We start from the raw sequence: 20,389 nt of genomic DNA on the forward strand, positions 1-20,389 counted from the left end.
ATTTTCTTGAATAATACCCAAAATTCTTCTTTCATCGATGGTATTATCCAAATCTTTTCTCTCATATACCCATTATTTCATTTGGGGCTTGGTATCAATGCTTAATTTTATCCTCCGTACCCATGAAGCATAATTTTTCCTGCCCGTATCTGTAAAATTACAGCGCCGCTGCTGTCGGTGCGGTAAACCTCCGCACCAGCAGCCTGCAGTCTCTCCAGCGTTTCTTTATGTGGGTGGCCATACCGGTTCTTTTTTCCACAACTGATCACCGCATACTGCGGCTTTATATATTGAAGAAATGACTCCGAGGTTGCATATCTGGAGCCATGATGCCCTGTTTTTAAAACATTAACCGCATCCAATCTTCCAGTCTCTGTCATCTGCTGTTCTGCTGTTTCCCCTGCATCGCCTGTAAACAAAAGATGAAAAGAACCGACACTTGCCTGCAGCACAAGAGAAGCTTCATTTGCATCTGTGTGAACATCCGATTCTCCCGGATATATGCATGCGATCCGAAACATCCCGGAAGCTCCGGCTTCCGGTTCAGAAAATATGCTACCCGCATCCATATATATAACCTCCGTTCCATGTTGTGCTGCCAGCTCGATCAGTTCCTGCAGTCCTTCTCGGTCACCATACTTCGCCACAACAAGGTTTCGGATCCGGATTCCGGTATGCTCAAGTTCATATAGATCCAGAAGTCCGGATATATGATCCTGATCCCCATGTGTTACAAAGACATAATCCAGATCCACCATCCCGTAATACCGGAGAGCCGGAAGCAGAACATATTCTCCCACCTTTTCATTATCCGAAGATCCGCCATCGATCATAATATTGGTTCCCTGTTCCGTCCGGATCAGTATGCCATCCCCCTGCCCGACATCCAGAAAGGTAACCGTAAACGGACGATCGAGCACGCTTCCTGCATATATACAGAATATCAGCACGACAAAAATCTCTGCGATCCCATACCGGATTTTTCTGTGTTTCCGTTCCTTTATCGTCTGCTGATCACACTTTTCTTCCACTGCCTGATTCCTACGGACCTGCCATTTTGACTTTTTTACGATTTTTTGAGTCTGTTTTCCTTCCGTTCTATTTCCTCTATCTGCTCTCATCCTGGTCATAAAATATAAAGATACCAGTAATGCAATATAATAACCCACCACCAGCTTCACCGGGATATGTCCAATATTGATACAGGCTCCGGGAAGCTGTTCCATTCCCTGACACAACTTTTCATATAACCACAAAATCCCCTTCACCGGAATCGTAAGCCAGCCCGCCACCTGAAGTGATATGCAGCCACAGATAACCGTTCCGATCCCACCGGTCAGGATGACCGATACACACGGTACGACGATCAGATTTAATAAAATGCCATACAATGGAAACTGGTAATAATAGTAGACGATCACCGGCAGAGTCGCCAGAAAGGTTGCCATACTGACAGCAAACGATTGCCGGATTTTCTCCCCTACACCAAATATGTGTTGTAACACCGTCCCTGCACCAAGCTTATTGATTAGGTCGGCACTTCCCCTTTTGCTAAATACCCGTTGTAACACCGGCACGATCACAGCTATCCCGATTATCGCTGCAAATGAAAGCTGAAATCCGGCATCTAATACAACATAAGGATTTATCACCGACATCCATACCCCGGCAATTCCTGTTGAGGTCAGAAGATCCACCGAACGCCCAATGGCTTTCCCCAATAACAGGAGCCCCATCATAATGATCGCCCGCATCGTTGATCCTGCAAGTCCGGTCATCTGTCCATACAGAATAACCAGAATACTGCATCCAATTCCCGCACTCCAGTAGGAAACTCCCCATTTTCGCATACGCCGATACAAGGTCATACCAATGATCGCAATATGTAATGCCGATATTGCAAGAATATGTGCAATACCATTCAACTGATACATCCGTTTCACGTCACCATCCATCCCCTGTCGTTCACCCAAAAGCATCGCCCGGATCACAGATGCATCCTCCTCTCCGTATAAGTTACCAATTACATCTGATATCCGTTTTCGGAGCTTCCGGAGCCCCGCCCGTATATACGAGTACTGTTTTCCTGTTTTCTGCAGCTCTGCATCTGAAAGTATAAGAAAGATCCCCTGGCTCCTGTAGTATCGATATGCATCAAAGGCTCCCGGATTTCCCGCATGTTCCGGCTGTTCAAATCTGCCGGCAAATACTGCCTCCTGTCCCGGATACAAGGTTATCCCTTTCTCCACATATACAAGCAGCTTCATATTTTCATGAAACCCAGTCCATTCTTCACCGGACATTCCTCTTGCATCCACGATCTTAATAAAGACCTGCTGCCTGTTTTCCGTTTCCTTTATCTCGTATATCGTTCCGGAAATTGTTCCGGAACAACCGTTCAGCCGGGAAGCATATTGTTCCTGCTCATGCAATATGTTGATATTCATATACCCCATTCCGGCAAACAGCACATATATGAGAATTCCGACAGTTACTCTTACTGTTCGTTTTACATCCACACTCCGCTTTGTCTGTCTTCGCCTGTCCGACATCCGTATTTTTTCATCCCAGCCGGACTCTTCTTTCTGTTTTTGCCTTTTTCCCTGTTTTTGCCCTTTTTCTCCCGTAAACAGAAAAAAGGCTGCAACTATCATTGCAGCCAAAGTAAACCACCTGCTGCCAGCAATCGCCTCCGCCTCTCCAAGCATAAATGCACATGCGGCCCAAAATAGTGGTCTTTTTATTTTCTTTTCCTCCGCTATCTGTCAGTACCTGTCTAATTACACATTGAATAATTCGCTGTGTATGTCTCTGAGAAATCCAAATTCTCTCCATATACAAGATCCTGACTGCCTTCTACCTCAAATACAACACCATCCACATCTGACAGCTCTGTCAGAGAATCAACCAGCGAATAAATGATCACTTTGTCATCATAATCACCGACATGATCCAAAAAGGTCTTGCTGAAATTAACATAACACACCCGATCCAACACATAGATATCAAGAATATCTACATCCTTATCGATCGGACTCTTCCATTCCTGGGAATTTCGAAGTGCTTCCATGATCTGTTCCTCCGGTGCTTTGTAAGACAACGCATCAATCTCCGTCGTCTGCTTATCCAGCCGTTTTCCGGTATTATCCGGCGTATAGATCGTCACAGAATAAGAAGCCTCCATAAAATTATCACCGATCGTTGAAAATGATTCCGCATTGTAAACACTTGTATCTACCTTCTTCTCTCCAATCAGATCCGACAATTCAAATGAAACCCCTGAAATACCATTTACCTGACACAGGGTTTTTGTAAATGCCATTTTACACAACAGGATCTGATAATTCTCTGCGGTATCATAATCCAGATTGAACATGATCGTTACCAGTCCTTTTCCATCATAAGAATATCGCTGATAGGTCATTCCATCTGCAACCGGAATCTTATAAAGCTGCTCGTCTTCTGTTGATATCAACAGATTCATCAGCTTATCTATCACATTTTCCGTTGATTCCAACTGATCGATCTTCGTATCATAGACAGAAAACTCTGTCCATTTCTGATTCATATAATATACGGAATATGTCTGCATCCCGGCATCCGTACCGGTATCTGTTCTCTGACTCTCCGCATGTCCACTTTTCCCACATCCGGTCATAGACAGCAGAGCTACAACTAACAGCATCCCGCTTATAATATGCATGATCCGTTTCTCCATCTTCTGCTCCTTTATTTCACATAGTTCATCGGAACACGTACTGTAAATGTGGTTCCCTTTCCAGGCTCACTGTACACATTTATAATACCCTTATGCATAACGATAATATTCTTTGAGATTGCAAGTCCAAGACCGGTCCCTCCGGTATCCCTGCTTCTCGCCTTATCTACTCTGTAGAAACGTTCGAATATATGCTCTACACAATCCTCCGGAATACCAACACCGGAATCGGCAACCTTAATATACAGATTCTTATGATCGGCATTCAGGGATACGCGGATCCATCCGCCATCCACATTATATTTGATTCCATTTTCGATCAGATTGGAGATTGCCAGCGTAAACTTCACCTTATCAATATCAGCTTCCACTTCCCGGAAGCTTTCAAATGTGATCTCAATGCTTCTCTTTTCTGCCAGAGGCGTCAACCGTTTCAGAATAACCTCCATCAGCTCATTGATATCCACCCGCTCGATATTCAGGCTGTCTGATCCCTTATCTGTCTTGACCAGCGTCAGCAGATCACTGATGATCTGCGCTTCACGGTCAATCTCTAAAACAATATCGTTCATGAATTCCCGGTACATCTCAACCGGAACATTATCCTGCATCAAGATCGATTCTGATAAAACCTTCATTGAAGTAATCGGTGTTTTCAGCTCATGTGATACATTTGATACAAATTCCTGCCGGGATTCCTCCAACAACTGCGATTTGGCAAATATCCCATTCATATTGTCAACAACGCTCCCAGCTTCTCGCCATAAACCATCCGATGAAATCTGTCCCAGAAATCCATCCTTCATATTTACAAGTTGACTCTTGATCTTTCTGGTATCACGAACCGCCATATAAGAAATGAAAAATGCTGTCAGCACCCCGATCACCATAAAAATACAGATCAAGATATTGGCACGGTATGACAAATATCCTCTTTCGTTTTCCATGCTTTCCAGACTGACTGCGATCACAGCTACATCATCAATATAACCTTCCCGGTTCACCACAGGAAACATATACTCAATGTAGGACTGTTCCCGTACCAGCCGTTCGTCTCTGTCTCCCTTCATGATCTCATAGATATCATTATTCATGATATAGGTATCCTTCAACAGACGAAAGCTGTCATAGGCTACCCTGTAATCAGTATCTACGATCATAACTCTGGCAGACAGGCTGTACGCCAGAGTGTTCATACCATGAAAAGTCTTGCTTGTACCTTCTGTTTCCGAATTAATATCATTGATCAGATATTCCAGATTTTTTGCGTTTTCCTGCAACAGTGTTTCACAATCACTATATCTCTGATTCAACATCAACTGCAGCAGAACCGTTTTCATACTGATTGAGATCAGATAAAAACCTGCCATGATCATTACAAAGATAACAACCTGAAGACTGATCCTCCGCCTGCTGTTTTTCCAGATATTTTTATTCTTATTTTCTACATTTTCATCTTTACTTTTTTCCATTCCAAAAAAATCCAGTAAGATAGGAATGCTCTACGCATTCCCTGTCTCATCATCCTTTAAAATAGTAGCCAACGCCCCATTTTGTATGAATATACACCGGCTCACCCGGATTCTCCTCAATCTTCTCACGAAGTCTTCTTACATGAACATCCACAGTTCTGGCATCTCCCGGATATGTACTGCCCCAGATCGTATCTAACAGTTCATTTCTGGAATAAACCTTATTCGGATGCGCCATCAGAAGCTCCAGCAAATCAAATTCTTTTGCTGTCAGATTCAGTTCCTTTCCATGAACAAATACACGGCGGCTATCCAATTCTACCTTCATGCCATTGATTTCTAAAATATTTACCGGTTTTACAGGCTCTGCCTTTTTTCCGCTTCTTCTTAAGATAGCTTTGATCCTTGCCTTTACCTCCAGTATGTTAAATGGTTTGGTGATATAATCATCTGCACCATATTCAAGACCCATGATCTTATCCATATCCTCACCCTTGGCCGTCAGCATAATGATCGGAACATTGGAAAATTCACGCACCATCTGACATACTTCAATTCCGGTATAAACCGGGATCATGATGTCTAACAGAACGATATCATAATCATTGTTTTTGATCTTCTCAAACGCCTCTCCGCCATCATATGCCACGTCTACTTCCATATCATCCTGTTCCAGACTGAATTTCAGACCTTTCACGATCAGTTTCTCATCATCTACGACCAATACCTTTTTCATACCAGATTTCCACCTTTCCTTTGTTTCTATATCTCTACCGACCCACGCAAATATCGTTTTTTATCTTCTGAAATAAATTCTCTCCGATACCATTCACATTCATAATATCTTCTATTTTTTCAAATGCGCCCTGTGTCTCTCTGTAAGTTATGATATTCTCCGCCTTTGCCTCACCAATCCCGGACAATGACATCAGTTCCTCTTTCCCGGCAGTATTGATATTCACTACTCCCGCTTCCATTGTCTGTCCATTCGTTTCTGTTTCCGGATCCTGCCAGCGTTCCGGCTGCTCCTGCACCTCTTCCTCCGTCGGAAAATAAATCCTCTGTCCATCCTCGATAAAGTCTGCAAGATTTACCACCTGCTCCGCAGCATTCTCTGCAAATCCGCCTGCTGCAAGAAGTGCATCATTGATCCTTGCACCTATTGGGAGTTCATATACTCCTTCTTGTTTTACTGCCCCACAGACAAATACACAGATTCCTGTGTCTTTTATAGCTTCTGTGTCTTCCTGATCCCTTTCTGTAACAGAACCTACCACGGCGTCTTCGGCATATGCCGTATCACTCTGTGAACTGGTATTCTGCTCTGTTGTCTCAAGTATCATGCCATTTTTCCGGCATCCGACCAGAATAATCCCGGACAACAACATCCATCCGGCAAGTCCTACATATAACAGTTTTTTCTTTATTATCATACCTGCATACCTCCTTGATATGCCGGTACACTCATGCACACCCCCATTTTAACGAACTTCGATTCCTTTTACAATAGCAAAATAGAAAAAGACCAGTCCTGCGGCATCCGATTTTTCTCGTTATCGGTGCACAGCTCCGGTCTTTTTCTGTTTTACTTTTAACTTTTCATTGAATGTGCTTCTTAGAATAATGGCTCTTTTAAGATTGCAGTACCAATACCCTTCTGAGTAAAGAACTCAAGAAGCAGGCAATGCTTCAGGCGGCCATCCAAAATATGGACTCTTGATACACCATTTTCCATGGCTGTGATACAGTTATTAAGTTTTGGAAGCATACCACCGCCGACAACACCTTTCTCAATGATATCCTTTGCCTCATGGATATCCATTTCTGAGATCAGGGTAGACTTATCTGTCGGATCGATAAATACACCTTCAATATCTGTTAAGAATACCAGTTTTTCCGCCTTTAATGCTGTTGCAACAGCACATGCAGCATCATCAGCATTAATATTATAATCCTCATATTCTTCACTGACACCGATAGGAGCAATAACAGGTATAAAATCCTGATCGACCAGTGCATCGATCACCTCTGTATCAACCTTTGTGATCTCGCCTACATAACCAATATCTTTTCCACCCGGCAGACGCTTCTTAACGGTAAACAGTCCACCATCCTTTCCACTGATACCCACAGCCTTTAAACCAACCTTCTGCATCATGCTGACAAGACTCTTATTTACCTTGGATAATACCATCTCAGCAAGCTCCATTGTCTCACCGTCTGTTACACGAAGTCCATTGATAAATTCAGGCTCTTTTCCAATCTTCTCTACCCATTTGCTGATCTCCTTACCGCCACCATGCACGATAACCGGTTTCAGTCCAACCAGCTTTAATAATGCAACATCTTCGATCACATTGTATTTCAGATTCTCATCCAACATAGCACTTCCGCCATATTTTACAACAATTGTTTTCCCCTGAAATTTCTTAATATAAGGCAAAGCCTCGATCAGTGTCTGTGCTTTTGATATTACCTGATCTACTGTATAATCTCCCTTTACCATCTTATTTACTTCCTCACTTTCTATACTCTGCATTTATCTTGATATATTCATATGTAAGGTCACAGCCCCACGCAGAAGCTGTCTCTGTACCTGCATGCATATCCGCATAAAAACATACCTGATCCGGCGACAGGATCTCCGTCGCTCTTTCTTCATCATAATCGGTACAAACCCCATTTTCAACTATTTTTAAGGAACCGGCTTCGCTGGATATTATGATATCTACCTTATATGGATCAAATGCGATCCCGCTCTGTCCCATCGCGCACACCAGACGTCCCCAGTTCGCATCCGAGCCGTATACGGCGCATTTTACAAGGTTTGAGGTCACCACGGATTTTGCAAGCTTTCTTGCGCCCTCCTTGGATTCCGCCCCTGCTACCTGTACCTGAAACATCCTCGTCGTTCCCTCTCCATCCGCCGCGATCAGCTTCACGAAGTAGGTGTTGATATATCGAAGCGCCTCCACAAATGCCGGATAATCCGCATCCGTTTCAAGCAGCTCATCATTTCCTGCCATGCCATTTGCAAATATCATAACGGTGTCATTCGTTGAAGTATCCCCATCGACAGATAACATATTATAAGTGTCTATGACATCATTTCTCAGTGTTTTCTGCAATAACTCCTGACTGATATTCAGATCCGTTGTCAGGAATCCAAGCACCGTTCCAAGATTCGGATTGATCATACCGGAACCTTTGCACATACCTCCGACGGTAATTGTCTTCCCTTTGATCTGCAGCTTTACCGCGATCTCTTTCTTATATACATCAGTCGTCATAATGGCTTCCGCTGCATGACTTCCACTTTCCAAATCATCGGAAAGCATCCCTGAAAGTTCGCGGATTCCATGTGCGATCGTCTCCATCGGAAGCCTTATACCTATTACTCCGGTCGAAGCAACCGCAACCTGATCAGCCGGTACCTGAAGTTCTGCTGCCGCAAGCTCTGCCATATGCACCACATCAACATCTCCTGCTTCTCCGGTACATGCATTTGCCACTCCACTGTTTACAACCAGTGCCTGACATAAGCCGATATCGTCACATAATGCTTTGTCCCACATAACAGGTGCAGCCTTGACTACATTCTGTGTAAATACTCCAGCTGTCTTCGCCGGACACTTGCTGACTAGTAATGCCATGTCTTTTTTCTTTTTATTTTTTCTTACTCCGGCGTGCATACCTGCTGCCAGAAATCCGATTGGAGCTGTCACTCCGCCGGAAATGATCTCCATACCGATCACCGCCTTATATCATCTGTTCTTCCACGATATCCGATGCCGTTACTCTTTATGGGAATACCGGAGCCATCAGCAGTCCTTCTTCTTCCGGAAGTCCAAACATAATATTCATATTCTGAACTGCCTGACCGGCTGCTCCCTTTACCAGATTATCAAGTGCTCCCATTGCAATGATACGTCCGGTTCTTTCATCAATCTTAAAGTTGACATCTACATAATTGCTGCCCTCTACCCAACGTGTCTCCGGACATACATCCTTGTCAAGAACACGGACAAATCTCTCGTTTGCATAATATTTGTCATATGCAGCACGAACAGTATCGTAATCTACCTTTTCTTTTAATGAAGCATATGCCGTAACCAGAATACCACGATTCATCGGAACCAGATGTGGTGTGAAATTAATCATGATTGGACTGCCGTATGCATATCCCAGCTGTTCTTCGATCTCCGGTGTATGGCGATGAGTCGTTACTCCATATGCCTTAATGCTTTCATTTACCTCACAGAACAGGTTCGGGATCTTTGCTCCTCGTCCTGCTCCTGATGTACCGGACTTAGCATCTACAATGATCGTATTCGGATCGATCAGCTTCTCTTTTACAAGCGGATATAAAGAAAGAATGGAGCAGGTTGTATAACAGCCCGGATTTGCCAGAAGTCTGCATCCCTTTACCTTATCTCTGTTGATCTCACACAGACCATATACGGCCTCGTCGATAAATTCCGGACTCTTATGCTCGATCTTGTACCACTTCTCGTAAGTAGCAACATCCTTAATTCTGAAATCCGCACTCAGATCAATGATCTTAACCTTTGATAAAATATCCTCATTTACAAGAGAAGAACATAAGCCCTGTGGAGTTGCCGTGAAAATAACATCTACCTTCTCAGCCAGCTCATCCATATTCTCGCCCAGACAGGTTGCATCCACGATCTGAAACATATTTCCAAATACTTCGTAATATTTCTTATCTATAAAACTTCTGGAACCATACCAGACAATTTCCACATCCTTATGTCCAAGAAGAATTCTTACTATTTCCTGACCGGCATATCCGGTTGAACCAATAATTCCTGCCTTTATCATATCTTACTCCAATCTGCTGCAACCGGTCATTTTCCGTTACAGCCATCGTCCTATTTGTATTTCTACACATTCACCTATCTTACTCTCTGCATTTTCTTCCGTCAACCGCTTTCATAGGAAAATACAGTTCGTATAATCTTCCATGATTATACAGTTATTATGCATAATATTCAAGCATTAATTAATAAATATACAAAAAATTATTTTGATATTTATTTTTTTATTCCATTTTTAATATGTCCGTATACTTTCTTTCTGTTTTGAAAACTGATTTTACATTCAAAAAACTCTTGTACAAACACATTTTTACGCATTTCACACAAATGTTAAAGCCGGCAGGACAGAATGTTTTTCTGTCTGCCGGCTTTATGCATATTATGTATATTTTATGTATAATATTAATCCAATGCTTCCTTCTGAGGTACGGTTACTGTCGCTTCATAGCAGGAGAAGATCTCCTCTACGCGCTCCTGATCCGGTTTCTTTGTGATCAGACTGACGATCGGAACAAGGATCAATCCACCGATCATCGCTGCTGCACCACAGTTTACAGGTGACTGTAATGCCTGTGGAAAACTAAATAACTGCCATGTATTACTGATAAAGTTCAGTGTCATGATGCCTACGCCCCAGATAAAACTAACAAGGCAGGCTGCCACTGTCGTGCGTTTCCAGTACAGACCATATAAAAACGGAGCCAGACAGGCACCTGCGATCGCACCCCATGAAATACCCATAAGCTGTGCGATAAATGCCACCTTGCTGGAATACTGAATGACTGCAATGACCGCCGATAATGCGATAAATACTACCAGCATGATCCGCATTGTAAGGACCTGCTTCTTCTCTGACATTTTCGGTGCGATCGATGCTTTGATAAAGTCGATCGTAAGTGTGGAGCTTGAGGTCAGAACCAATGAAGATAAGGTAGACATCGAAGCAGATAATACAAGGATAACCACCAGTCCCATCAATACTTCCGGAAGATTCTCAAGCAGGTGTGGAATGATCGCATCAAATCCTTCTGTTGCTACATCCGTCTCGGTCAGACGTCCAAAACCACCAAGGAAATAACATCCTCCGGCTACGATCGTTGCAAATAAAGTAGATACGATCGTTCCAGTCTTGATTGATTTCTCATCTTTGATCGCATAAAATTTTTGGATCATCTGAGGAAGGCCCCATGTTCCAAGTGAGGTTAATATGACAACACATACCAGATTGAAGATATCCGGTCCAAGGAAGGATGCAAATACACCCGGTGTATCCGAAACCGCCGGATCATTTACACGAGCCAGCTTGTCTAACGCACCTGTAAGTCCGCCTCTCTCGTTTAATACTGCATAGATAACTGCTACTATACCAACCAGCATGATCAGTCCCTGAATAAAGTCATTGATCGCTGTCGCCATATACCCGCCAACAATTACATAGATACCGGTAAGAACTGCCATAGCAACAACACAGATCTTGTAATCAATGTCGAACGCCATTCCAAACAATCTGGAAAGACCGTTATACAATGAAGCCGTATATGGGATCAAGAATATGAATATGATCCAGGAAGAAATGATCTTCATGGATTTGCTGTTATATCTTCTCTCAAAGAATTCCGGCATTGTTCTGGAATCCAGCTTCTGCGTGATCAGTCTGGTTCTTCTGCCAAGCACTACCCATGCAAGCAGAGACCCAAGGATTGCATTTCCAATTCCGATCCATGTGGATGCAATTCCGTATTTCCATCCAAACTGTCCTGCATATCCAATAAAAATAACTGCCGAAAAGTAGGACGTACCATATGCAAATGCTGTAAGCCATGGGCCTACGCTTCTTCCTCCCAGTACAAATCCGTTCACATCTGTGGCCTGTTTTCTTGCATAAAATCCTACACCGATCATTATGCCAAAGAATACAACAAGCATAATCACTTTAATAACCATGTCGACCTCCCGTCACTTCTCATTTTTGTATTCGCAGAATTTTACAGTCAACTTTCCACCAACAATAGCGCATCTTATAATTTCTGATTTTCGAATTCTGACATAATCCGGCTAATTTTGCTTTATTGCGTTGAAGTCAAGTGACTTTAAAGTTCTACGTTTTAAACCACAAAATAGATTATATTGGATACATCCATTTTCGTCAATATAAAAAACGACTTCCTTGCAGATATTTTTTCAGCTTTCGCCAAATATTTCATTCTGCTGTTCAGAAGTCGTTTTTCCAATCTGTTTTTAGCACTTCATAAACCCGCTGCATAGATCCAAATTCATATCATTACTTTGGATCTATGCTGTTTGCGCTCGATCTTCACATTAATGTGTCTTCTCATATGCCAACACTTTTTCTGCAATCGTATCCATGAGTTCTTCTACGGAAAGTCCCTCGGCTTTTACCGTGATCTGTGCATATTTTTCATACAATAAGATTCTCTCGTTATAAAGATCCTTTAAAGTCTGACCATCCTTCAACACTACGCCACGCCGTTTTACATTTTCCAGTCTGGAAGCGATCACTCCATATGGGAGCTCGATATATACTACAATATCATTTTTTACATAATGCTGCATGGCTTCATCACAGTATACGACACTTCCTCCGGTTGCAATAACCGTATTCTTTAAGTCAATTTCTTTGTTTACATCATTTTCTATCTGAAGGAACCCATCATCTCCATATTCTGCGATCAGCTCACGAAGCAGCTTACCATGCTTCTTCTGGATCAACACATCTGCATCTACAAAATCAAATCCAAGAACCTTGGCAAGTACCACACCGATCGTACTCTTTCCACAACCAGGCATTCCGATCAAAACTATATTTTTCATCTTCTTTCTCCATTCTCTGTATTTTAATTTTCTATATTATCCTAATCTTTTCATTTGTTCTCTGTATTCATTACTTCTAATTTAATCCCATTTCTGTTTATTCAAGGATTTTTATTATTACTTGTGTCATATACATCCCATAACGCGAAGGACATATACCCATACCGTTATCGTGACCGATGAAAACAGGGTTGTCAGCACGATCGTATTTGATGACAGGACTTCATCATTATTCATATTCTTAGCCATGATATAACAGGTTACCGTGGACGGTGAGCCTGTCATGATCAGGATTGCTGCCAATTCACTCGGTGCAAACCCAAGCTTAACCGCAATCGGCATATAGATCAAAGGAAATACGACTAGCTTCATAAGAGCTGCTGTAACCGCAGGCTTCATTTTCTCCAGTGCTGCTTTTGTATTAAAACCTGCTCCTATGGCGATCAATGCGATCGGAGTCGCCGTCTGTGCGATATAATTGATCGTCTTCATCGGTATCGCAGGAATCGGAATATTCAATAATGAAAACGGAACTCCGAGCACGATGCCGATTATGATCGGATTCTTTAAAATATTAATGCATGCCGTTTTGATTCCGTCTGCACCATGGATATTATCTCTGCCCCCAAAGGTCAGCATAATAACGGACAGGATATTGAACAATGGTACCGCCGCAACGATCATAAGCGGAGCCATCCCTGAGCTTCCACAGATATTTTCTACAAAGGCAATTCCAAGCACCGCCGCGCTTCCTCTTGCCGATGCCTGCGCAAACGCTCCGACCATCGTCTTATCCCGGCAATATATCTTTGCAAAGCACCATGCACATGCAAACATAATAAAAGTTCCGAAGAAACAAAACGCCACAAATTTCATATTTACGTCTTTTAATACCGAGGTTGTTGCGATATCCCGAAACAAAAGCACCGGAAGGGATACCTTAAACACATATTTATTTGCTATATTTGCAAATTCATCATTGATCAGCCCAATCCGTTTCAGAAACCACCCCAACAGAATCACCAGAAAGATCGGCACTGTCGCATTTATACTAAATAAAAAATCACTCATTCCATTCTCTCTTTTCTTAATTAAACTGTCGCAGCCCTTACTATAGCACAGCTTGTTACCCGATTCAATTTTTATCCGATTTTTTTAAAAGATCTATATGCAACAGATACATACCTGCCAGATCTCGAAAACTTTAAATTAATGCTAAAATGTATGAGATTATCATCAGTCCATATATAATATTCAAAAAAATAAATACTGGAAAGTGGCTTAAAACCTAAGGAAATCCGCTTTGCCAAAAAAAATGCAAAAAAAAATAAAATTTATTGTTGACATCAAAGGGGTGTTTATGTATAATATGTCTTGCGTCAGAGATATGACGAACATAAAAAAACGACAAACACTTTGTTCCGGGGTGTGGCTCAGCTTGGCTAGAGCGCTTGATTTGGGATCAAGAGGTCGCAGGTTCGAATCCTGTCACCCCGACTTAGATAATCATAAATCTAAACACTGTTAAGCAATCATGCGGGTGTAGTTCAATGGTAGAACACTAGCCTTCCAAGCTAGATACGTGGGTTCGATTCCCATCACCCGCTCTTTATTTTCGCTAATATTTATAGCGGGAATTTAAAATGTGTCCGTAGCTCAGCTGGATAGAGCAACGGCCTTCTAAGCCGTGGGTCGGGGGTTCGAATCCCTTCGGGCACATTTATTTGTTTCATTCTGTGGCACTACTGCTGTTCCATATGGATGTTTCACTTATATGGTGGGTATGGCGCAGTTGGCTAGCGCGCCAGATTGTGGCTCTGGAGGCCGAGGGTTCGAGTCCCTCTATCCACCCTTTTCTTTATCGCATATTAAGCGATGCTTTTGGGTTATCGCCAAGCGGTAAGGCACAGGACTTTGACTCCTGCATTCGCTGGTTCGAATCCAGCTAGCCCAGTCAAAAACTTAATTTATATGGGCCATTAGCTCAGGCGGTAGAGCACTTGACTTTTAATCAAGTTGTCCGGGGTTCGAGTCCCCGATGGCTCATTAAAATTTCAGATATAATTTTATATCTGATTTTTTTATATCTACTCTTCTATTCTTTTATTCTATTATATATAGAAGAAACTCTGCGGATATGGCGGAATTGGCAGACGCGCTAGATTTAGGTTCTAGTGTCAACAGACGTGCAGGTTCAACTCCTGTTATCCGCATCAAAAAAGGCAATCATAATCGATTGCCTTTTTCTTTTATCTGATATTCTGTTACTAATTATTCAAAATTACACAGGACATCTCCATATTATACTCTCTTGTAAATCCATCATCATCATACAACTGATAACTGCTTCCCGCATACCCAAGTAACTGTAGCTTCTTCGTATCAATATCCGCAACGCACTCGGCAAAGTCAGCAAGAGGAATGCATTTTCCTTTCCGAATAAATAAAATCACTTCATTCAACGGCACTTCTACAAAATGATGTCCTTTTTTCATCTCGGTCTGTTCAATATCACCCTCAGCCTTGAAACGGACAAGCATCATATCCTCCGGCAGATAAACATATCTTCCGATTGCATTCTGTGTATATACCGGTGCGATCATGATCTCATTACCAAGCATAAGCTGGTCTTCTACATTTACCGCCATACGATCTTCCGGATATTCAAATGCAAGCGGTTTGAACATCATTTCATCATTTAAAGCAGCCTTCATATATTCACTGTAAATATATGGAAGCAACCGATAACGAACACCTATGATATGTCTGAAATCTTCAATCTGCTCAAACTGATAGCACTCCTGCTCTCTTGTGCCAAGGCATGCATGATTACGCATCAGCGGTGTAAATACACCAAGTGCGAGCCATCTGAGCAAAAGATCTCTGGTCGTATTACAGCCAAATCCGCCCAGATCTGCTCCTGTATATAAGAAACCACACATATTTAATGATGGAAGCATTTTTAGATTCAATAGGATATGGGACCACCAGGATTTATTATCTCCGGTCCAGATACCACCATAACGATGCATTCCGATATAAGATGATCTGGAAAACAACAGGCATCTTTTCTCCGGACAGATTTCCCGAAGTGCTTCACCTGCTGCCCGCGTCATATTATAACCGAAAAGGTTATGTACCTGATCATGACGCACCATCTTTCCATTCATATTATGATACATCGAAGCATAGTCTTTGGCATTATTAGCCAGATCTGCTACCATATCCCGAATTCCCCAGACATCATCCACGGATTCTTCTTTATCGATAAATTCCCGCATTGCCTCTTTCACATCACAAACGCCTTCCGGTGTATAAAAAATTGCCGGTTCATTCATATCATTCCAGAAGCCTTCAATTCCTGCATCTATAAGAAGCTTATATTTTCCGCCAAACCATTTTCTTGCTTCCGGATTCAATACATCCGGAAAATGTGTGTATCCCGGCCATACAGCTGCAACAAAATCACTTCCGTCCTCTCTTTTACAGAAATAATTGTTTGCTACGCCTTCTTCATACACATCATATCCTTCTTCAATCTTCACTCCCGCATCAATAATCGGGATCAAGCGTATATTTTCTTTTTTCAACTCTTCTACATATTCAGAAAAATCACCAAATGCTTCATTTATCGTAAAGTCTTTATAATGATCCATATAATCGATATCCATGTATACCATATCGATCGGTATATGATTTTCTCTGTATTTCTTCACAACATAAGCAAAATCTTCCGGTGTCTTATAACCCCAACGGCTCTGTCCAAAACCAAAAGCAAACTTTGGGGCAATATAACTTTTTCCTATCATTTGTCTGAATTGTTTTACAATATCATATATACTTTCGCCTGTGATCACATAGAGATCCAAATCTGCTTTATCGCAGAAAATATGAAGTTCATCCATCTTAGTATATCCGATATCAAATACCAGCGAAGACGGATAATCTATGTACAATCCAAATGTTCTCTCTCCGGATATAATAACAAAATTATGAGATGCATATAAAGAATAAACATCCTCATGATGATTCGGAATATCTGTATTATTGCTTATATATTTATATCCTCTTTTGTTGATTCCACGATTTGCTTCACCAAGTCCATATACTGCATCCTCTGCTTTCATATCATAAAGAAATGAAAAGCCATCATCCAGATTTACTGTTCCAACTTCAGGCATACCTTCCGATGCCTCAAATGACGCAACAACCGATTCTGTAAAAAACGGATTACCATATGTGTATTTTTTTATCATTCTCATTTCCTCTTTTTCTTTTTATTTGGTATATAATTTATTATACCTGATAATGTTATTATATTATCTTTCCATTCGTTTTTCTTACATTATTTTTATAAATTTGTTGCACAATATTGACTTATTAATTTCTTCCCCTCGTCATCCTATGTCATTCACTTTTTTCCCAAAAATCAACCGGTTCGAAATCCAGCAGTTTCGCAAGAAAACCACATTCCTCCAGATCCTTCTGAATATTATCCAGGATATCTTCTGAATCTGCCTGTACCGTGTGATAATGGTAATTGTCGGTTATCTTAAGAAGCGGCGATGATTTTCCACTGCTCAAGGTCTTTACATATTCATAAATATCTTTTCTGGTTTTTATGTTCATCGGAGCTTTTACAACTCCATAAATCTTATGATATACAAATACATCCAGAATCCTGCCGCCATTATCTACGATGATCTGTAATTCTTTCTCTATCTCTTCCGCAGTATGACGCACCTTGAATATTCGTTCACATTTTCCTGGCTTTAATAACACATATCCCCGGTTTGTTGAAACAATATTATTGTCAGCCGCACGAAGCAGGGCAATATCCTGTACGATCACCTGCCTACTCACACTGAGCCTCTTTGCCATCTCCGCCCCCGCAATCGGCTCTTTACTCTTCGCAAGCATCGACAACAGTTTTTCCCGTCTTTCAACTCCTGTCATGTTCTTCCTCCCAATCTTATCATCCATTAGCCCATTCTATTTCTCATGTAAACCTTCCCTGCACCCAAAGGCACCAGAAATTTTGTTACAATATTCAGTTAGATTCTATGAAGATTTTTCAGAGAAATATCCATGATCGGAGCGGAATGTGTCAGTGCTCCACTTGATATATAATCAACACCAAGGTTCTTCAAGCGCTCGATATTTTCTGCTGTTACATTACCTGATACCTCGATCTCTGCCTTGCCATCAATGATGCCGATCGCTTCTTTTAACATTTCATCTGACATATTATCCAGCATGATAATATCCGCTCCGGCTTCAACAGCCTCCTTTACCATATCCAGATTCTCAACCTCGACTTCGATCTTTCTGACAAACGGTGCATATTCCTTTGCCATACGGATTGCCTCTTTCACTCCGCCTGCTGCGCCTATATGGTTATCCTTCAGAAGGACTCCGTCCGAAAGATTATATCTGTGATTATGCCCACCGCCGACACGAACTGCATATTTTTCAAAAATACGATTATTCGGGGTTGTCTTTCTGGTATCAAGCAACTGGATCTTGCTTCCTGCAAGAAGTCCTGCAACCTTATATGTGTACGTAGCAATACCGCTCATCCTCTGCAGATAATTCAGTGCTGTCCGTTCTCCCGATAACAATACACGGATATCCCCGGTTACAACTCCCATCAACTGTCCTGCCTTTACCTCATCGCCATCCTTGCAGTAGAGTTCTGTCACGGTTGTATCATCTAATAATTCAAATACTCTCTTAAACACCTGTAAACCACAGATGATTCCATCCTGCTTGCAGATTAACTCTACCTTTCCCATGCATGCCTCCGGCATAACGGAATTTGTTGATACATCCTCACTTGTAATATCTTCTTTTAATGCTCCAAGAATAAATGGATCTACATTTAATTTTAAAGTAATCTGATCGTACATAATATCCTCCTGAATGATTTTTCTATGCTTCCTGTCTGTGCAGGTCTTCTTCGTTTTCCCTTGCAATCTCAGCCTTAAGCAGTGCTTTATATTCTGTTGCCAGCTTCTTCTTGTCTGTATAATCGTCTTCTCTGTAAGAGATTTCTTCTATCTTTGTCCGGTCGAACTGCTCAGTCATTTCCTTTGCGGCCCGCTTGGCAAATACCAAGCTCTCAAGAAGCGAATTACTTGCCAGTCGATTCTTGCCATGAACTCCGTTACATGCAGTCTCTCCGATCGCATACAACTGATCCATCGATGTCTTACTGGACAAATCCACCTTGATACCGCCCATGAAATAATGCTGTGCCGGCACAACCGGTATGCATTCTGTATACACATCATATCCCATTTCTTTGCAATGCTCAACGATATTCGGGAAATGTTCTTCTAATTCTTTTCTATCAATCACAGTCATATCTTCCCAGACATAATCTGTCCCGTCCTTCTCCATCTGTTTGCGAATCTCGATTGTCAGCAGATCCCTCGGAAGAAGTTCATTTACAAACCGCTCATGATTCTTGTTATAGAGCAGCGCCCCCTCGCCACGAACCGATTCCGAGATCAGAAAACTCCTGTCTTCCGGCTCTTTGCTATATAAGGTTGTCGGATGAATCTGGACATAGTTCACATGCTCTGTCTCAATCCCATGCTTTAATGCGATCGCAACGGCATCTCCGGTCAGGTGTCTGAAATTAGTCGAATGTCTGTAAATACCACCAATTCCCCCACAAGCAAGCATGGTATAGTTTGCCATGATCGGGAAAATCTTATTCTCCGCATCCCTTGCCACCACACCGTAACAGCAATTATCCTTACACAGGATATCCACCATGGTTACATGTTCGTAGATCGTCACATTCGAAAGCTTCTCTACATTGCGGAGCAGGGTACTTGTGATCTCTTTTCCTGTTACATCCTCATGAAAAATGATACGGTGATGGCTATGTGCTCCTTCCTTTGTATAGCTAAGACTGCCATCCGGCTCCCGATGGAAATCCGCTCCATACTTTACAAGATCATTTACAACATCGACCGATGAACGTATCATAACTTCTACACTCTTTGGATTATTCTCATAATGTCCCGCCTTCATGGTGTCTTCAAAATAACTGTCATAGTCATCTTCTGATTTCAACATACACATGCCACCCTGTGCCAGGAAGGAATCACTGTGTTCTACGATATCCTTTGTTATGATCGTTATCTGTTTATCACTGGGGAGATTCAATGCAGCATATAAACCTGCGCATCCACTTCCCACAATTAAAATATCTGTCTTCATATTGTTTCTCCAACTATATTTATTCGTTTTTCTTCTTGTATAAAAAAGCGTTGCCTTAGTATACCACGTTCTGTTGTACATGACAATATAGTATTTTACACCACTTTACAGGTGTCTTGTCAGTAGATAAAATGAAAGACAGCATTACTTATTATTCCGTAAGACGTTCGCACTCTATTTTAACGCAACGGTGCTAAGCTCCTCGCCTATGGCGACTCACTAAGAACCGGCGTTAAAAAGGCTTACTTCATAATAATAATGCTGTCTTCCATTTTTATCCAAACACCAATATCCGG

15 protein-coding genes and 7 tRNA genes are annotated in these 20,389 nt (G+C 41.8%); 7 read left to right on the forward strand and 15 right to left on the reverse strand.

Annotation, left to right across the window (positions count from 1 at the left end; genetic code table 11):
* Positions 1-107: 107 nt before the first annotated feature.
* The 11 genes from DXB77_RS08435 to DXB77_RS08485 all read right to left on the reverse strand — a co-directional run bounded on the left by DXB77_RS08435 (position 108) and on the right by DXB77_RS08485 (position 13,931).
* Positions 108-2,654 (reverse strand): DNA internalization-related competence protein ComEC/Rec2, encoded by a 2,547-nt coding sequence (locus DXB77_RS08435; RefSeq protein ID WP_243100169.1) that lies wholly within the window; start codon positions 2,652-2,654, stop codon positions 108-110.
* 122 nt (positions 2,655-2,776) lie between these two features.
* Positions 2,777-3,718, reverse strand: a complete 942-nt coding sequence (locus tag DXB77_RS08440) for a GerMN domain-containing protein (protein ID WP_117808805.1) — start codon at positions 3,716-3,718, stop codon at positions 2,777-2,779.
* A gap of 11 nt (positions 3,719-3,729) precedes the next feature.
* Positions 3,730-5,190 carry an ATP-binding protein gene (locus DXB77_RS08445; protein ID WP_117823348.1) on the reverse strand — a complete coding sequence of 487 codons (1,461 nt, stop codon included), beginning with the start codon at positions 5,188-5,190 and terminating at the stop codon, positions 3,730-3,732.
* A 49-nt stretch (positions 5,191-5,239) separates the two neighbouring features.
* Positions 5,240-5,926, reverse strand: coding sequence for a response regulator transcription factor (locus DXB77_RS08450; RefSeq protein ID WP_117808803.1), 687 nt, complete (start codon positions 5,924-5,926; stop codon positions 5,240-5,242).
* 34 nt (positions 5,927-5,960) lie between these two features.
* Positions 5,961-6,623: a helix-hairpin-helix domain-containing protein gene (locus DXB77_RS08455; RefSeq protein ID WP_118663019.1), complete on the reverse strand. Its 663-nt coding sequence runs from the start codon at positions 6,621-6,623 to the stop codon at positions 5,961-5,963.
* A gap of 182 nt (positions 6,624-6,805) precedes the next feature.
* Positions 6,806-7,696 (reverse strand): acetylglutamate kinase, encoded by an 891-nt coding sequence (gene argB, locus DXB77_RS08460; RefSeq protein WP_117808801.1) that lies wholly within the window; start codon positions 7,694-7,696, stop codon positions 6,806-6,808.
* A 13-nt stretch (positions 7,697-7,709) separates the two neighbouring features.
* Entirely contained in the window at positions 7,710-8,936 is a 1,227-nt protein-coding gene (gene argJ, locus DXB77_RS08465) for a bifunctional glutamate N-acetyltransferase/amino-acid acetyltransferase ArgJ (protein ID WP_118663020.1), read from the reverse strand.
* Between the two features lie 55 nt (positions 8,937-8,991).
* Complete coding sequence (argC, locus tag DXB77_RS08470; protein ID WP_008401314.1) at positions 8,992-10,032, reverse strand: N-acetyl-gamma-glutamyl-phosphate reductase; 1,041 nt, start codon at positions 10,030-10,032, stop codon at positions 8,992-8,994.
* Between the two features lie 398 nt (positions 10,033-10,430).
* Entirely contained in the window at positions 10,431-11,972 is a 1,542-nt protein-coding gene (locus tag DXB77_RS08475) for a sodium:solute symporter family protein (protein ID WP_118484789.1), read from the reverse strand.
* Between the two features lie 375 nt (positions 11,973-12,347).
* Positions 12,348-12,860, reverse strand: a complete 513-nt coding sequence (locus DXB77_RS08480; RefSeq protein ID WP_021943667.1) for a shikimate kinase — start codon at positions 12,858-12,860, stop codon at positions 12,348-12,350.
* A 126-nt stretch (positions 12,861-12,986) separates the two neighbouring features.
* Positions 12,987-13,931 carry an AEC family transporter gene (locus DXB77_RS08485; RefSeq protein WP_118484791.1) on the reverse strand — a complete coding sequence of 315 codons (945 nt, stop codon included), beginning with the start codon at positions 13,929-13,931 and terminating at the stop codon, positions 12,987-12,989.
* Positions 13,932-14,282: 351 nt separating this feature from the next.
* Here DXB77_RS08485 and DXB77_RS08490 point away from each other — a divergent pair.
* From DXB77_RS08490 to DXB77_RS08520, 7 genes are all read left to right on the forward strand, one after another.
* Positions 14,283-14,357, forward strand: a tRNA-Pro gene (locus tag DXB77_RS08490).
* 39 nt (positions 14,358-14,396) lie between these two features.
* A tRNA-Gly gene (locus DXB77_RS08495) sits at positions 14,397-14,467 on the forward strand.
* Positions 14,468-14,505: 38 nt separating this feature from the next.
* Positions 14,506-14,579, forward strand: a tRNA-Arg gene (locus tag DXB77_RS08500).
* A 58-nt stretch (positions 14,580-14,637) separates the two neighbouring features.
* Positions 14,638-14,711: transfer RNA gene (locus tag DXB77_RS08505), tRNA-His, on the forward strand.
* A gap of 31 nt (positions 14,712-14,742) precedes the next feature.
* A tRNA-Gln gene (locus tag DXB77_RS08510) sits at positions 14,743-14,814 on the forward strand.
* Positions 14,815-14,833: 19 nt separating this feature from the next.
* Positions 14,834-14,906 (forward strand) — tRNA-Lys (locus DXB77_RS08515).
* An 85-nt stretch (positions 14,907-14,991) separates the two neighbouring features.
* A tRNA-Leu gene (locus DXB77_RS08520) sits at positions 14,992-15,073 on the forward strand.
* A gap of 54 nt (positions 15,074-15,127) precedes the next feature.
* Here the strand turns inward: DXB77_RS08520 and DXB77_RS08525 are convergent.
* The 4 genes from DXB77_RS08525 to DXB77_RS08540 form a co-directional block, all read right to left on the reverse strand.
* Positions 15,128-17,116 carry a TIM-barrel domain-containing protein gene (locus tag DXB77_RS08525; RefSeq protein WP_118663021.1) on the reverse strand — a complete coding sequence of 663 codons (1,989 nt, stop codon included), beginning with the start codon at positions 17,114-17,116 and terminating at the stop codon, positions 15,128-15,130.
* 151 nt (positions 17,117-17,267) lie between these two features.
* Positions 17,268-17,816: a transcription repressor NadR gene (locus DXB77_RS08530; RefSeq protein WP_044945249.1), complete on the reverse strand. Its 549-nt coding sequence runs from the start codon at positions 17,814-17,816 to the stop codon at positions 17,268-17,270.
* A 98-nt stretch (positions 17,817-17,914) separates the two neighbouring features.
* Positions 17,915-18,769: a carboxylating nicotinate-nucleotide diphosphorylase gene (gene nadC / locus DXB77_RS08535; RefSeq protein WP_021943998.1), complete on the reverse strand. Its 855-nt coding sequence runs from the start codon at positions 18,767-18,769 to the stop codon at positions 17,915-17,917.
* A 22-nt stretch (positions 18,770-18,791) separates the two neighbouring features.
* Entirely contained in the window at positions 18,792-20,093 is a 1,302-nt protein-coding gene (locus tag DXB77_RS08540; RefSeq protein WP_118663022.1) for an L-aspartate oxidase, read from the reverse strand.
* Positions 20,094-20,389: the final 296 nt, after the last annotated feature.

The sequence above is a fragment of the Clostridium sp. OM05-9 genome (assembly GCF_003481465.1).
In the GTDB taxonomy this organism is placed as follows: Bacteria; Bacillota; Clostridia; order Lachnospirales; family Lachnospiraceae; genus Coprococcus; species Coprococcus ammoniilyticus.

Bases quoted from the DNA above. Each gene is read 5' to 3' on its own strand.
- DXB77_RS08435 (WP_243100169.1), bottom strand. From the start codon at position 2,654: ATGATAGTTGCAGCCTTTTTTCTGTTTACGGGAGAAAAAGGGCAAAAA.
- DXB77_RS08440 (WP_117808805.1), bottom strand. From the start codon at position 3,718: ATGGAGAAACGGATCATGCATATTATAAGCGGGATGCTGTTAGTTGTA.
- DXB77_RS08445 (WP_117823348.1), bottom strand. From the start codon at position 5,190: ATGGAAAAAAGTAAAGATGAAAATGTAGAAAATAAGAATAAAAATATC.
- DXB77_RS08450 (WP_117808803.1), bottom strand. From the start codon at position 5,926: ATGAAAAAGGTATTGGTCGTAGATGATGAGAAACTGATCGTGAAAGGT.
- DXB77_RS08455 (WP_118663019.1), bottom strand. From the start codon at position 6,623: ATGATAATAAAGAAAAAACTGTTATATGTAGGACTTGCCGGATGGATG.
- argB (WP_117808801.1), bottom strand. From the start codon at position 7,696: ATGGTAAAGGGAGATTATACAGTAGATCAGGTAATATCAAAAGCACAG.
- argJ (WP_118663020.1), bottom strand. From the start codon at position 8,936: ATGGAGATCATTTCCGGCGGAGTGACAGCTCCAATCGGATTTCTGGCA.
- argC (WP_008401314.1), bottom strand. From the start codon at position 10,032: ATGATAAAGGCAGGAATTATTGGTTCAACCGGATATGCCGGTCAGGAA.
- DXB77_RS08475 (WP_118484789.1), bottom strand. From the start codon at position 11,972: ATGGTTATTAAAGTGATTATGCTTGTTGTATTCTTTGGCATAATGATC.
- DXB77_RS08480 (WP_021943667.1), bottom strand. From the start codon at position 12,860: ATGAAAAATATAGTTTTGATCGGAATGCCTGGTTGTGGAAAGAGTACG.
- DXB77_RS08485 (WP_118484791.1), bottom strand. From the start codon at position 13,931: ATGAGTGATTTTTTATTTAGTATAAATGCGACAGTGCCGATCTTTCTG.
- DXB77_RS08525 (WP_118663021.1), bottom strand. From the start codon at position 17,116: ATGATAAAAAAATACACATATGGTAATCCGTTTTTTACAGAATCGGTT.
- DXB77_RS08530 (WP_044945249.1), bottom strand. From the start codon at position 17,816: ATGACAGGAGTTGAAAGACGGGAAAAACTGTTGTCGATGCTTGCGAAG.
- nadC (WP_021943998.1), bottom strand. From the start codon at position 18,769: ATGTACGATCAGATTACTTTAAAATTAAATGTAGATCCATTTATTCTT.
- DXB77_RS08540 (WP_118663022.1), bottom strand. From the start codon at position 20,093: ATGAAGACAGATATTTTAATTGTGGGAAGTGGATGCGCAGGTTTATAT.